The sequence below is a fragment of the Hallella absiana genome (assembly GCF_025457485.1).
Taxonomy (GTDB): domain Bacteria; phylum Bacteroidota; class Bacteroidia; order Bacteroidales; family Bacteroidaceae; genus Prevotella; species Prevotella absiana.
This window is the reverse complement of sequence record NZ_JAMXSP010000018.1, coordinates 57,266-71,627: the sequence shown is the minus strand read 5'-3', so window position 1 is coordinate 71,627 and position 14,362 is coordinate 57,266. Positions and strand designations below refer to the sequence as shown.

12 protein-coding genes are annotated in these 14,362 nt (G+C 50.6%); 4 read left to right on the top strand and 8 right to left on the bottom strand.

The features are described 5' to 3' along the window. Window positions 1-877: 877 nt before the first annotated feature. Both NG346_RS09985 and NG346_RS09980 read left to right on the top strand, forming a co-directional pair. Entirely contained in the window at window positions 878-1,366 is a 489-nt protein-coding gene (locus NG346_RS09985; RefSeq protein WP_262280144.1) for an HU family DNA-binding protein, read from the top strand. A 134-nt stretch (window positions 1,367-1,500) separates the two neighbouring features. Beyond that, on the top strand, window positions 1,501-1,605 hold the full coding sequence (locus NG346_RS09980) for a smalltalk protein (protein WP_262280143.1): 105 nt from the start codon (window positions 1,501-1,503) through the stop codon (window positions 1,603-1,605). Window positions 1,606-1,646: 41 nt separating this feature from the next. Here NG346_RS09980 and NG346_RS09975 read toward each other — a convergent pair whose 3' ends face one another. After that, on the bottom strand, window positions 1,647-2,726 hold the full coding sequence (locus NG346_RS09975; protein WP_262280148.1) for a UDP-N-acetyl glucosamine 2-epimerase: 1,080 nt from the start codon (window positions 2,724-2,726) through the stop codon (window positions 1,647-1,649). Between the two features lie 199 nt (window positions 2,727-2,925). Between NG346_RS09975 and NG346_RS09970 the strand changes: the two genes are divergently transcribed. Together NG346_RS09970 and NG346_RS09965 are read left to right on the top strand one after the other, a co-directional pair. Further along, the gene (locus tag NG346_RS09970; RefSeq protein WP_154534676.1) at window positions 2,926-3,273 is read left to right on the top strand and encodes a hypothetical protein; all 348 of its coding nucleotides are present in this window, start codon (window positions 2,926-2,928) and stop codon (window positions 3,271-3,273) included. A 107-nt stretch (window positions 3,274-3,380) separates the two neighbouring features. Further along, complete coding sequence (locus tag NG346_RS09965; protein ID WP_262280142.1) at window positions 3,381-4,301, top strand: tRNA threonylcarbamoyladenosine dehydratase; 921 nt, start codon at window positions 3,381-3,383, stop codon at window positions 4,299-4,301. A gap of 114 nt (window positions 4,302-4,415) precedes the next feature. Here the strand turns inward: NG346_RS09965 and NG346_RS09960 are convergent, their stop codons facing one another. The 7 genes from NG346_RS09960 to NG346_RS09930 form a co-directional block, all read right to left on the bottom strand. Next, complete coding sequence (locus NG346_RS09960) at window positions 4,416-4,703, bottom strand: hypothetical protein (RefSeq protein ID WP_262280141.1); 288 nt, start codon at window positions 4,701-4,703, stop codon at window positions 4,416-4,418. A gap of 11 nt (window positions 4,704-4,714) precedes the next feature. Continuing rightward, complete coding sequence (locus tag NG346_RS09955) at window positions 4,715-6,637, bottom strand: heavy metal translocating P-type ATPase (RefSeq protein ID WP_262288674.1); 1,923 nt, start codon at window positions 6,635-6,637, stop codon at window positions 4,715-4,717. A 20-nt stretch (window positions 6,638-6,657) separates the two neighbouring features. Next, entirely contained in the window at window positions 6,658-6,867 is a 210-nt protein-coding gene (locus tag NG346_RS09950) for a heavy-metal-associated domain-containing protein (protein ID WP_262288673.1), read from the bottom strand. 266 nt (window positions 6,868-7,133) lie between these two features. Further along, window positions 7,134-10,355 (bottom strand): carbamoyl-phosphate synthase (glutamine-hydrolyzing) large subunit, encoded by a 3,222-nt coding sequence (gene carB, locus NG346_RS09945; RefSeq protein ID WP_262288672.1) that lies wholly within the window; start codon window positions 10,353-10,355, stop codon window positions 7,134-7,136. Window positions 10,356-10,404: 49 nt separating this feature from the next. Continuing rightward, entirely contained in the window at window positions 10,405-11,481 is a 1,077-nt protein-coding gene (carA, locus tag NG346_RS09940) for a glutamine-hydrolyzing carbamoyl-phosphate synthase small subunit (RefSeq protein WP_262288675.1), read from the bottom strand. Continuing rightward, on the bottom strand, window positions 11,481-13,403 hold the full coding sequence (locus NG346_RS09935) for an amidophosphoribosyltransferase (protein WP_262288671.1): 1,923 nt from the start codon (window positions 13,401-13,403) through the stop codon (window positions 11,481-11,483). Before NG346_RS09935 ends, carA begins: the two co-directional genes overlap by 1 nt. A gap of 102 nt (window positions 13,404-13,505) precedes the next feature. Next, window positions 13,506-14,306 carry a polysaccharide biosynthesis/export family protein gene (locus NG346_RS09930; RefSeq protein ID WP_262280136.1) on the bottom strand — a complete coding sequence of 267 codons (801 nt, stop codon included), beginning with the start codon at window positions 14,304-14,306 and terminating at the stop codon, window positions 13,506-13,508. Window positions 14,307-14,362: the final 56 nt, after the last annotated feature.

Sequence of the window (14,362 nt, the reverse complement as noted above, 5' to 3'; positions counted from 1 at the left end):
TGTTTTCTTTTTGCAACACTAAGATAAGTGAAAATTCTGACATGGCAAAATCCTGGGCAACTTTTTGTTGCTCAGGAACTTATAAATAAAGTTAAATTATAGTGTTGCGGAATTAAGGTCTATCTGCAAATGTACATGATTTTTGTTAAACTGCCAACAAAAATACTAAAAAAAGTAATGTCTTGTTGTTCTCGGCGCGCAAAATATTTTTTTTGCGCGAATAATTGGCGGGGGAATGGCAATTTTCTTTCTTTCCTCCCTCAACCGTAACACCGTAACACCGTAACACCGTAACGTTTATAGCTATCGTATGTCGGAAACATTATGATTGTAAAACAATAATAAGAAATATACAATTGATATAATATACTAATTATTAATATATTAAATAATATTATAGTATATAATAATATAATATATTTTTACTCTATAGTCTCATTTTCTGCCATTTTTCCGTGCCGCATGTCAGAAACGGCCTTTTGTTACGCTGTTACGCTGTTACGCTGTTACGCATGTGGGAATTAGGAGTTAGGAGTCTCCTCTTGCCAAACGATATATATACAGTGAACGAATAATAATTACGCCCCTCGCAAACCATAAATTCAGGAAAATGAGGTTTATCGTTTGTTATTAACAGATTTTAACTGCAATAGAAGCCTCGGATTTGGAAACGGGGCGATTGTGTAGTAACTTTGCAATCGAACAATAACCACAGCCTCACCCCCTATCCCCTCTCCGAGGGAGAGGGGCGTGATATGCTTCAAGACACCGATGGAGAACCAAAGATGGGGAGGTTAAAGGACCCGCAGAGCATTTTACTCCCCTCTCCTTTGGAGAGGGGTAAGGGGGTGAGGCTGGCTCTAAATTCTTATTGCTTATGCTACACTACAAAGTCTATCAAAACAAGTCCAAGGGCAACAAGGCCTACGGCAAGTGGTTCGCCCGTGCCACCGTCAACCAAACCATCGACCTCGAGCACCTCGCCGAGCACATGGCCAACCACAACACCCCCTACTCCAAGGGTGCCATCTACGGTGTGCTGACCGACATGGTGAACTGCATCCGCGAGCTTGTCCTCGATGGCAACGCCGTGAAGATCCCCAACCTCGCCATCTTCTCCGCCGGACTTAAGACAAAGGGCGCAGATAATTTGAATGATTTCAATGTTGCGACCAACGTCCTCTCTGCGCATCTTCGCGCGCGCCCATGCGGCGACTTCACACGTGCCGAACTGACTGCTGCCGCAAGGGTGCAAGAGGCTGGTCAGTACAATCGTGGGGAAAAAGCCGAGGAAGGCGATAACAAGAGTTCCGGAACAAGCGGAAACGTGCCTTCTACAGGCGGGAGGGGTGGTGACGACGCCTAGAGGATAAGCGGATAACTGCCGCAGACCGGGAAGAAAATTAAACTATTAATTTTTGGCTCTCCGCTATTCTAACGCTAAATAATTTTGCCATTCCACCCATAGAATGGCGGGGAGCCCTTTAAAAACAATTTATTATGAGTACCGAAAACAAGAAAGAAACCTGGAAGCTGATCATCAACATGATTATCTCCATCCTCAGCGCCATCGCCACGACCTTCGGTCTGACCAGCTGCATGTAAAGGTGGTCTTGAAGAGGGGTCGGGGCGAGGCTGCAAGGCTGTTACTCGTTCATCAGCACCTCCACGATGCGCTCCGCCGTGCGTCCGTCCCATCTGTCGGGGATGCCGGATTGCTTCCACTGTCCCGCGGCCATCTTGCCGACAGCCTCTTCGAGCTTCTCAGCATCTTCGCCGACCAGCACATTGGTGCCGATCTTCACCGTCTCGATATGCTCGGTATAGCTGTTGAGCGTGATGCACGGCACCTGGTTGAAGGTAGCCTCCTCAGCCACATTGCCGCTGTCTGTGATGATACCGCTGGCATGACGCGTCAGACGTGCGAAAGCCAGATAGCCCAACGGGGTGACGATATGGAAATTCTTCAGGTCGGGACGCTCTCTCAGTCCCAGCCCCGTGATCGTCTCCTCGGCCAGTCCTCTCAGCGGGGCGATGATCGTCGTGTCACCAGCTGCCCGGGCCAACGCCATGATCATATTTTTCAGATTGTCCTTGTCGGCCAGCAGCGCCTTGCGGTTGATCGTGAAGACCAGATAAGGCTTCAGCCTGCCATCTTCTGCCGTGATCACACGAGCCACCTCGTCGGGCAGCGTAGCCTGCTCGATACGTGTGTGGCAATAGCGCAGGTTGTCCATGAGGATGTTGCCCACCATATACACTTTTGAGAGTTCGGCGCCCTCGCGGTTTGCTATCGAGTTGTTGCTGATGCCGGCGGTGAAGAGAATGTCGCTCAGTCCGTCGATGACAAGCCGGTTGATCTCCTTCGGCATGGTGATGTCGAAACTGCGCGTGCCGGCAGCGATGTGCGCCAGCCTGATGCCCTGCTTCTTGGTGACGATAGACGCCGCCATCGTCGAGGCAAGGTCATCGACAACGACAACCACATCGGTAGGATGATCCTGAAGATAAACCTCAAACTTAGACATCACCTGCCCCGTGAGCTCATTGAGATTGACACAATCCACGCCTAAGAAGACATCGGGGCGTCTGATGCCCAAGTCGCTGAAAAGACTGTCCTCCAGCGTCGGGTCGTTGGCAATGCCGGCATAGACAATCTGACTCTCCACCGGTTTGCCCTCCCGACGCAGGTTCTCAATCTGACGAATCACTGGCGCCACCTTCATGAAGTTGGGACGGGCGCCGCAAAAAACACATATATTCACAGTATCGCTGTTTTTCTAATTTATTGATGCAAACTTACATAAAAATTGCAGAACTTCAAAATTTCTTCCATTGATTTTACGAAAAAGATAAGAGATGCCGCAAAACTATTGCTACTTTCAGAGATTTCATGTACTTTTGCAGACATCAATCATCAACGCCATGGAAGCTAAACACAACAGCGACAATTTCGAAGCATACTGGGCTGAGCACAAAAGTGAGCTCATCGCCCGCGCACCGCAACATCTGCGCCAGGAGAGAGAAGACGCCTTGAAGATGAATACCGCGGGCGACTGGCTGCTGGCCATCGTGCCCATCATCGTGATGGTGGCATTTCTCAGCGCGGGACTCATTCGCAGCGAGATCCTCAACTTTGCCGCCGCAGCCCTGATAGGTTTTGCCATATATGTGTTGACGATGCTCGTCAAGCCCTATGTCACCGGCAAACGCAGCCTTGTAGACATCGACAACGACATCAAAGCGTATTTCCGTCAACAGCCAAGAACTTAGCGGGGGCTTGGTCGTTTCCCGATTTTTTTGTACCTTTGCAGCCCGGACACATTATATTTATAACACATTATTATTTAACAATAATAGGTATTAGAAGGAATACAAAGATGCAAAATCAGTTTTCCCGTACACAGTTGCTTCTTGGCAAGCCCGCCATCGACACGCTCAGCGGCTCGCGTGTAGCCGTCTTCGGCATCGGAGGCGTCGGAGGATATGTGGTGGAAGTGCTGGCGCGCAGCGGTGTCGGCGAGATAGACCTCTTTGACGACGACCGCGTCTGCCTCACCAATGTCAACCGGCAGATCTATGCGCTCATCTCCACCGTCGGTCAGCACAAGGTCGATGTTGCCGAGGCGCGTATCCATGACATCAACCGCCGTTGCATCGTGCATAAGCATCAGATGTTTTACATGCCCGCCAACGCCGACGAGATCGACCTCAGCCAGTATGACTATGTCGTGGACTGCGTAGACACGGTGACCGCAAAACTTGAGCTCATCAAGCGCTGCTACGCCCTCCACATCCCCATCATCTCGTGCATGGGAGCCGCCAACAAGCTCGACGCCACCGCCTTCCGGGTGGCTGACATCAACAAGACCAAGATGGACCCGTTGGCAAAAGTCATACGCAAAAAGCTGCGCCGCCTGCATATCCCTCATCTCAAGGTGGTCTACAGCGACGAGGAGCCGCTCAAGCAGATCGAAGATGACACCATCTCCTGCCGCTTCCACTGCATCTGTCCCAACAAGGATATGCGCAAGTGTACTGAGCGCCGCGACATTCCCGCCAGCGACGCTTTTGTTCCCGCAGCAGCAGGGCTCATCGTCGGCGGCGAGGTGGTGAAGGATCTGATCAATGCCGCGGGCACCATGCGCATCACTCCCGAGGAAGCTCCTACCAACCCCAACGCCATTGCAGCGGCAGAGAAGGCACAGCAGCATCTTAAAAAATACAATGCGCTGAAGAAAACAACAGCCTCACCCCCAACAGCCTCACCCCCAACCCCTCTCCGAAGGAGAGGGGAGTAATATGTCTCAAGACACCCTCTCGACAAGCCAATTCAATGCATGTCAACACCCGCAGAGCATTCTACTCCCCTCTCGACAAGCCAATTCAATGCAAGTCAACACCCGCAGAGCATTCTACTCCCCTCTCCTTCGGAGAGGGGTTGGGGGTGAGGCTGTTTCCCCATTGACGTATTGGTGCTGGTTGACACGCTGATATTTCTCAGCCTCAGCAACGAGCTGGTCAAAGCGGGTCTTTCTATCGGCTTTCAGCACTCCTTTGTTGACCAACTTTCGGTTGTGTTTGGCCCAGTTGACCAAGTCGCGCTCTTCAGGCTGATATTTCGATGGCCGACGTTTGTTGTTGTGCAGAAAGTCCATATACTTCTGCCACATCATGGTCCACCTCTGGTCTTGCGTCATCATATTTCTTTCGTTTATCTAATAACAAACTTCAATCTAAGACTGTTGAGAACCACGCTAAGGCTCGAGAAAGCCATCAATGCGGAGGCCCACATCGGCGTGATCTGAAAGTCGATACCCAACAAGCGTAGGGCTCCGGCCGCCAAGGGAATGCAGACAATGTTGTAGATGAATGCCCAGAAGAGGTTTTCCCAAATCATTTTCACCGTCTGACGGCTAAGCTCTATGGCGTTTGGAATGGCGCGAAGGTCATCGCCCATGAGCGTCACCTGTGCCACATCCATGGCCACATCGGTGCCGCGCCCTATGGCGATGCTCACGTCGGCGAGTGCCAAAGCTTGCGTGTCGTTGATGCCATCGCCGATCATCGCCACCGTTTTTCCCTCATTTTGCAGTTTGCGCACCATCTCCTCTTTGTCCGTAGGCATCACCCTGCTCTTATAGTGCTTGATGCCAGCTTTCTGAGCCCAATAGTGGGCGGCCTCATCCTTGTCGCCACTCATCATCCACACTTCGATGCCCCATTCCTGGAGTTGGTTCATCGCCTCAGCGGCATGTGGCTTGAGCTGCTCACGCTCCTCCAAAGGCAGATCATCGGACTTGGTGAAATCGACATTCTGATTGGGAATCGTCAGTGTGCCGGTCTTGTCAGTGACCAACGCGTCTACTTTGCGCAGCCGCTCCAGGGCTGTGGCGTCCTTGATGAGCACCTTGTCCTGCGCTGCCCTTCCAATCCCAACCATCAACGCTGTAGGAGTTGCCAAGCCCATTGCACACGGGCAGGCGACGACGAGCACGGCAACGGCAGAGAGGATGGCTTGCGGCATCATCGCCGTGCCGCCGATGAGCAGCCACAACGCGAAGGTGAGCACAGAGATGCCGCCCACCACGGGCACAAAGACCAAAGCAGCCTTGTCGACAATGCGCTGAACCGGTGCCTTTGACGCCTGCGCCTGCTGCACCATTTGGATGATATGTGCCAAGGCTGTGTTTTCCCCTACTTCACGGGCTCGCATACGGAACTTACCTTGGCTGGGAATAGTGCCGGCAAGCACCTTGCTGCCCTTCTTCTTCTCGGCGGGTGTCGGTTCACCCGTGATCATACTCTCATCGACATAAGCAGCGTCAGCCGTCATAAAGCTTTCGGCACTGATCACCTCACCGTCGACGGGCACCTTCTCCCCCGGTCGCACTTCGAGCACATCTCCTTTCTCTATAGTAGAGACTGGCACCTCCCTGACCTGTCCATCCTCAACGATATGAGCCGTCTTGGGAGACATGCCCATGAGCTGACGGATGCTGGAGGCTGTCCCGTCTTTTGCTTTTTCCTCTAAGAGGCGTCCGGTGAGCACAAAGGTGATGATCATGATCGAGGCATCGAAATAGGTATGCCACCCGATGCCCTTGCTGCCCCAGGTCTGCTCGCCCCAAAAAGTATTAAAGACAGAGAACAGAAAGGTAATGGCGGTGGAGAGACACACCAGCGTGTCCATGTTGGCGGTGGCATGGAGCAGCTGACGCCAGGCTGCGCGGTAGAAGGCCCACCCGCAGACAATGATATTGGCTAAAGCCAGAAGCAGCTCCACTTGATTGGTCAGCGAGGTATCGCCCACGCGCAGCCAATGCATGGAGAGCGACATACACAAAGCGGCAAAGAGCCAGCTCAGGACTGTCTTGCGCTTCAGCAATGTATAGGCTCGCCGCTCTATCTCCACCGCACTGCGGTCAGCCTCAATGACGAGGTCGTAGCCGATGCCGTTGATGGCCCGCTTCATGTCCTCAAGAGAGATCTTGGCAGGATCGTATTCGACGAGCGCACTTCTGCCCGGAAGAGAGACCGAAGCCTGCTGAACGCCATCGAGACTGTTGAGCTTGCGCTCGACATTGGCGGAGCAACTGGCGCAGGCCATGCCAATGACGGGGATTGTCTTCTTCATAAACGCGATGCCCCCCCTCATTAGTCGGTCAGCTCATAGCGGCCGGTAGCATCCACGGCTGCCTTGAGATCAGCCTCACTGGCCTGCTGCCCGTCAAATTCTACGGTGACAGTCTTGTCTTCGAGTTGAGCCTCAGCACTGACGACACCCTTCACTGCCTTCAATGCGTTTTCAACATTGGCAGCGCAGTGGCTGCACTTCATACCGGATACATTAAATGTCTTCTTCATGGTCGTTTTTGTATTTTTAATTGTTATTTCTATGTTGTTGAGCATGGCCATCTGCCAAGCTCTTGTTGACGAGTGCAAAGTTACGAAAGATTGGGCGATAAGCCGTTACGATATTATAGAGAAAAGTTATGAAATACAGCAACGAATGACTGCAATAGCAAAAATCCCAATCGGCTTCTCTCTAAAGAAAAGCGGATTGGGAAATGAGAGTTTGTTACCATCTCTCCGTTTTAGGAGTGTAAAACAAGATACTTGCGAATTGATGATCAATATTCACCCCATGCCTTAATATCGATGTCTTCAGGTTTCAACGTGCAGAAAGCATTGATGAAGGCAGAAGCAAGACGGCTGTTAGTGATCAATGGTACATTGAGGTCGATGGCGGCACGCCGGATCTTGTAGCCATTGGTCAACTCGCGCGAGGTGAGATCCTTCGGAATGTTCACCACCATATCGATCTTCTTCTCATGTAAGAGTTCGAGAGCCTGGGGGTGCCCCTTCTCCGACGGCCAGTAAACCAGCGTATTGGCCACACCGTTCTCTGTGAGATAGCGCGATGTGCCGCCAGTAGCATAAAGCTGATAGCCATGGGCCAAGAGTTGTTTGGCGGCATCGAGCATCTCAGCCTTCTGCTTGGCACCACCGGTAGAGAGCAAGACGGTATGCTCAGGAATGCGCTGACCTACGGAAAGCATACTCTTGAGCAGAGCCTGATTGGTGTCGTCGCCCAAGCAGCCAACCTCTCCGGTAGAACTCATATCCACACCGAGCACAGGGTCTGCTTTCTGCAAACGGTTGAACGAGAATTGGCTGGCCTTGATACCAACGTAGTCGAGGTCGAAGAGATTCTTATTGGGCTTCTCCACCGGCTCACCGAGCATCACCCTGGTAGCCAGGTCGATGAAGTTGATCTTAAGCACCTTGCTCACAAAGGGGAAGGAGCGGCTGGCGCGGAGGTTACACTCGATAACCATGATGTCGTTTTCACGGGCCATGAACTGAATGTTGAACGGACCGGAGATGTGCAGCTCCTGCGCAATCTTACGGCTGACACGCTTGATACGTCGCACAGTTTCGACATAGAGCTTCTGCGGAGGCAACTGCAAAGTGGCATCACCAGAGTGGACACCGGCAAACTCAATGTGCTCACTAATGGCATAAGCCATGACCTCTCCCTGCTTGGCCACGCCATCGAAGTCTATTTCCTTGGCATGCTCAATAAACTTGCTGACGACCACGGGATGATCCTCACTGACGTTGGCTGCCAGTTTCAGGAAGCGCTCGAGTTCTTCGCGATTGGAACACACATTCATGGCCGCTCCGGAAAGCACATAGCTCGGACGGACAAGAACCGGGAAGCCGACACGGTCAACAAACTTATCAATGTCGTCCATCGACGTCAGCGCGCTCCACTCCGGCTGGTTGATACCATTGCGGGAGAGCATCTCAGAGAACTTCGCACGATCCTCAGCATTGTCAATGTCTTTGGCTGCCGTACCAAGGATGTTGACATTCTCAGCATCGAGATACATGGCCAGGTTGTTAGGAATCTGGCCACCCGTGGAGACGATGACGCCATAAGGATTCTCCATATCAATGATATCCATGACGCGCTCGAAGGTCAACTCATCGAAATAAAGGCGGTCACACATATCATAGTCTGTGGATACTGTTTCCGGATTATAGTTGATCATAATACTGCGATAACCGCTCTTGCGAATGGTGTTCAGAGCTTGCACACCACACCAGTCGAACTCCACAGAGCTTCCGATGCGGTAAGCACCTGAACCAAGAACGATCACCGAACGCCTGTCGTTGGAGAAGCTGATGTCGCTGGCCACACCATCGTAGGTCACATAGAGATAGTTGGTCTGAGCCGGATACTCAGCAGCCAAGGTATCGATCTGCTTGACAACCGGCAGAATGTCGTAGCTCTTGCGCAGGCGACGCACCACGAGCAAAGCCTTGTGCATATTGCCAAGTTCCCGCTCCAATCCTACTGCACGGGCAATCTGGAAATCGGTAAAACCATAGACCTTTGCCTCACGAAGCAATTCACGGTCGAGCGTGTTGATATTGCAACGCTTCAAACGCTCATCGATATCGATGATGTGTTTCAGTTTATAGAGAAACCACTTGTCAATCTTTGTCAAGTCATGGATCTGATCGATAGTGTAGCCCTTATGCATGGCTTTGGATATAACGAAGACACGCTTGTCGGTAGGTTCACGAAGTGCCTCATCGATATCATCGATTTCCAACTCTTTATTCTCAACATAGCCATGCATGCCCTGACCGATCATGCGCAAGCCTTTCTGAATAGCTTCCTCGAAGTTACGGCCAATCGCCATCACCTCACCGACACTCTTCATGCTGGAGCCCAGCTCACGGTCAACACCACGGAACTTTGACAAGTCCCAACGCGGAATCTTGCAGACCACATAATCCAAAGCCGGCTCGAAGAATGCGCTTGTCGTCTTGGTAACGGAGTTCTTCAACTCGAAAAGACCATAGCCCATACCGAGTTTTGCAGCCACAAAAGCCAAAGGATAGCCGGTAGCCTTGGATGCCAGGGCCGAAGAACGGCTCAGACGAGCGTTGACCTCAATGACACGATAGTCCTCGGAATTGGGATCGAAGGCATACTGCACATTGCACTCACCTACGATACCTACATGGCGCACGATCTTGATGCTCAGTGCACGAAGCTTATGATATTCTGAGTTAGAAAGCGTCTGCGACGGTGCGATAACGATCGACTCACCCGTGTGAATGCCCAGCGGGTCGAAGTTCTCCATGTTACACACCGTGATACAGTTGTCATATTTGTCGCGCACCACCTCATACTCGATTTCTTTCCATCCTTTCAAACTCTTCTCTACAAGCACCTGAGGCGAGAACGAGAAAGCCTTCTCACAGATGCGGCGCAGCTCATCGTCGTTGTCGGCAAAGCCGGAACCCAGTCCGCCCAAGGCGTAAGCAGCACGCACAATGACCGGATAGCCCAAATCGGAAGCAGCCTTCAAAGCTTGGTCCATGGTTTCGCAAGCCTCGCTCTTAATCGTCTTGACGTTGATCTGATCGAGTTTCTCCACAAAGCGCTCACGGTCCTCCGTGTCCATGATAGCCTGAACAGGTGTACCCAAAACCTTCACACCATATTTCTCCAGTACGCCACTCTCATAGAGCTTCACACCACAGTTCAATGCTGTCTGTCCGCCAAAGCTCAAGAGAATGCCATCGGGGCGCTCCTTCTTGATGACCCGCTCCACAAAATAAGGCTGAACCGGCAGGAAATAAATTTGGTCGGCAACGCCCTCGGAAGTCTGCACGGTGGCAATGTTTGGATTGATCAGCACCGTAGAGATGCCCTCTTCGCGAAGAGCTTTCAGAGCCTGGGAACCGGAATAGTCAAACTCACCGGCCTCTCCAATCTTCAATGCTCCCGAGCCGAGCAAGAGCACTTTCTTTATACTTGAATCACGCATAGCGTTTGCAATTTAGAATTAATGAAACGAAAAAGATGACATCCCCCTATTACTTCAAACTCTCGACAAACTTGTCGAACATGAACATAGTGTCGAGCGGGCCGGCACATGCCTCAGGGTGGAACTGGGAGGAAAACCAAGGATTTGTCTTGTGGCGGATACCCTCGTTGGAGCCGTCATTCATGTTGACGAATAGCTCTTCCCAGTCTGATCCAAGTGTCTTACCATCAACGGCATAACCATGGTTCTGTGAAGTAATATAGCAATGGGTCGTTCCCACCATCTGTACTGGCTGATTGTGGGAGCGGTGACCATATTTCAGCTTATAGATGTTCGCACCCGAAGCTTTGCCAAGAAGTTGGTTACCCATGCAAATACCGCAGATGGGCTTGCGCGAACGGCTCATCTGCTTGCGGATAATGTCGACGGCAGCCTGACAAGTATCAGGATCACCAGGACCATTGGCCAGGAAAAGACCATCAAAGTCCATGTCGGTATAGTCATAGTTCCATGGCACACGGACGACCTCTACGCCACGGTTGATGAGACAGCGAATGATATTGGCCTTCACACCACAGTCGACAAGCACAACTTTCTTACCGGCTCCTTCGTTGTAGTGGATGATTTCTTTGCAGGAAACCTTCTCAACAAAGTTCACTCCCTCGTACTCAGCCTTGGGCTGATTGTCTGGATCGTCGTCGAAAATAATCTTTCCCATCATCACACCATGCTCGCGCAGCACCTTTGTCAGCTGACGCGTATCGATGCCTGTGATGCCCGGCACATGCTCGCGCTTAAGCCATGAGCCAAGACTTTCTACAGCATTCCAGTGACTGTACGCTTCGCTATAGTCAGACACGATGATGGCAGAAGCATAAATCTTGTCGCTCTCCATAAAAGTGGGCAATCCATTCTTTTCAAAAGTAAAAGGAGGGACACCATAGTTACCGACTAAAGGAAAGGTAAGTGTCATCAGCTGTCCGGCATAGGAAGGGTCGGTAAGGGATTCTGGATAACCCATCATAGCTGTATTGAACACCACTTCGCCGGCTACGGGTTGATCATAGCCAAACGACTTGCCATGGAACTTTGTCCCATCAGACAATACCAAGGTTACATTCTTCATCATTTCGCGTTATTGTGGTCTATTGATTGTGTGGAGGCTGTTTTATACACCTTCTCAAAAAAATTCACGTAAGCCTGGTTGCACAGACGAGTGCCACCCGGCGTGGGATAGTGCCCGGAGAAATACCAATCACCCGGATTGTTGGGGATTGCCTGATGCAGACCATCAAGACTCTGATAGACAATGTCGATCGGGGTCGTCATACCCTCAGGACGGAGCATCTCCACAATCTTGTGGTTGATCTCGTCGACAGAGAACGGTGCATAGATGTCACGTACAGCATTCTGCATTTCCTCGCGGGGCTTGGATAGCTCTGCAAGGCACTCTTTATATACGTTCTCCAGTATGCTTTCCATACCACGTTCCTTGAGCAGGGCTACTGTAGCACGGAAAACACAGAACTCCTCCAGACGAGGCATGTCGATGCCATAGTAGTCGGGGTAGCGAATCTGTGGTGCCGAACTGACCATAACAATCTTTTTAGGATGGAGACGGTCAAGGATATGGAGAATACTCTCCTTGAGCGTGGTACCGCGAACTATACTGTCGTCAATGATGACGAGATTGTCGACATAAGGTTCAAGAGAGCCGTAAGTGATATCGTAGACATGGGCTGCAAGATCATTGCGGGCATTGCCCTCAGTGATGAACGTGCGAAGCTTGATGTCTTTCCAAGCCACTTTTTCACAGCGCACATACTCGGAAAGAATATCAAGGAGTTCCTCATGTGTAGGAGTATGTCCAAGACTCTCGATACGTTCAATCTTCCGTTCGATGACATGCTTCTTGAAACCGTCGAGCAAACCATAGAAAGCAGACTCGGCTGTGTTAGGGATGAAAGAGAAGACCGTGTGGCGGGTGTCACCGCCTATAGACTTAAGAATTGCGGGAACAAGCTGCTCGCCGAGTTTCTTGCGCTCACGATAGATGTCCTGATCAGAGCCGCGGGAGAAATAGATGCGCTCAAAGGAGCAAGCCGCGTTGCTCTGCGGCTCAAGGATCTTCTTGATCACCGTCTCACCATTACTGCGCACGATGAGTGCCGTTCCAGGCTTAAGTTCCTGAACATCGTCATACTCGATATCGAACGTTGTCTGTAAGACGGGGCGCTCAGAGGCAAGCACGACAACCTCATCATTCTTGTAATAGAAAGCGGGGCGAATTCCGTGGGGGTCACGCATCGCAAACATCTCGCCGCTGCCGGTAATCCCCGTCACGACATAACCTCCATCGAAATGCTTCATCGTAGTTTTAAGCACATTTTCCATCTTGACATGCTCGTCGATGTAGCGCGTGATATTTTGATCCTCCAGTCCTTGCTTCTTTGCCTCACGGAAGTTGCGCTCCACCTCACGGTCAAGACGGTGACCCATGAGCTCGAGCATGATATAGCTGTCGCTGTAGATACGGGGGCACTGTCCTTGGCGGGTAAGTTCCTCAAACACCTCCTCCACATTGGTCATATTGTAGTTGCCGCAGAGACAGAGGTTCTTAGCTCTCCAATTGTTGCGACGGAGGAAAGGATGGACATATTTCAGTCCGCTCTTGCCCGTGGTGGAGTAACGAAGATGCCCCATATAGAGTTCGCCGGCAAAAGGTACCTCTTGAAGGTTGGAGTCGACAAAGACGCTGTTTTCCTTAACCACCTGATTGATTTGTCGGTTGGCTGAGCCAAAGATCTCTGTTATGGCATTAGGGCCTTCCGCACGCTCACGGAACATATATTCATTTCCCGGCTGGGTGTTCAGTTTGACGGAAGCGATACCAGCGCCTTCCTGTCCACGGTTATGCTGTTTCTCCATCATCAGATAGAGCTTGCCCAAACCGTATCTCCACGTACCGTATTTCTCCTGATAGTAACTAAGAGGTTTAAGGAGCCGCACCAAAGCCACTCCACAGTCTTCGTGAATGTTGTTTTCCATCAACGATCTTCCTTTATTTACAAGATAAATGTATTGCTTAAAAAAAAGATTGAAACCATCACCCAACGTATCGTTAAGAGATATTCCAATCTTCTTTCAAAATTAATTTCTTAAGATGTTCACCAACAAAGATGCAACAGATGTCACGATTCCCATAAACGAGATCCACAACGTAGTCATACTGCCGATCGATGAGTTCTGTGCCTTGATTGAGTTAGGCTGAACGTAGACAATATCGTTTTGTTGCAGATAATAATATGGTGAGTTGATGATATTTGCATCATTCAAGTCAAGACGATGCGCATGCTTTTCGCCGGTAGAATCTTCACGAATGAGAAGCACATTATCACGCCTACCATAGATAGACAAGTCACCCGCAGTAGCCAACGCCTCAACGATGCTCATCTTCTCTGTAGTCACGGGCACCACTTGCGGATTACCGACTTCACCAATCACCGTTACGCGGTAACTGGACATTCTAACGGTAACAATAGGATTTTCTTGAGCATTCAAATAAGGTTTCACCTTCGACTTTATAAGATTCTCACATTGTGTCTTGGTCAAGCCTTCTACATGAATTTTACCTACTATCGGGAAATTGATGAATCCTTCATTGTCAACCAAATAGCCCTGCAGCATTCCGCCACCCGTGCTGAGCTGTCCACCTGTACCGACGGTGTTATTAACGGAGAGGTTAAATGGTGCAGAAGCATCAGGGTTCGTGGTTATCACCGTAATCGTCAACATATCCTTCGGCATGATTTTGGCATCATAGAGGCCACGGGAGGCAGAAAGATTCAATGTATCGATGTTCTGGAAATAAGCAACTTTCTTGCTGCTTGCGCACGACCCCATGAACAAAGCGAAAGCCGCGACAATAAAAGGTATGAGTAATTTCTTCATATCCGTGGTTGAACGTTTATTTTTATCTTTGCAAAATTACAATTTTATTTCCAAAG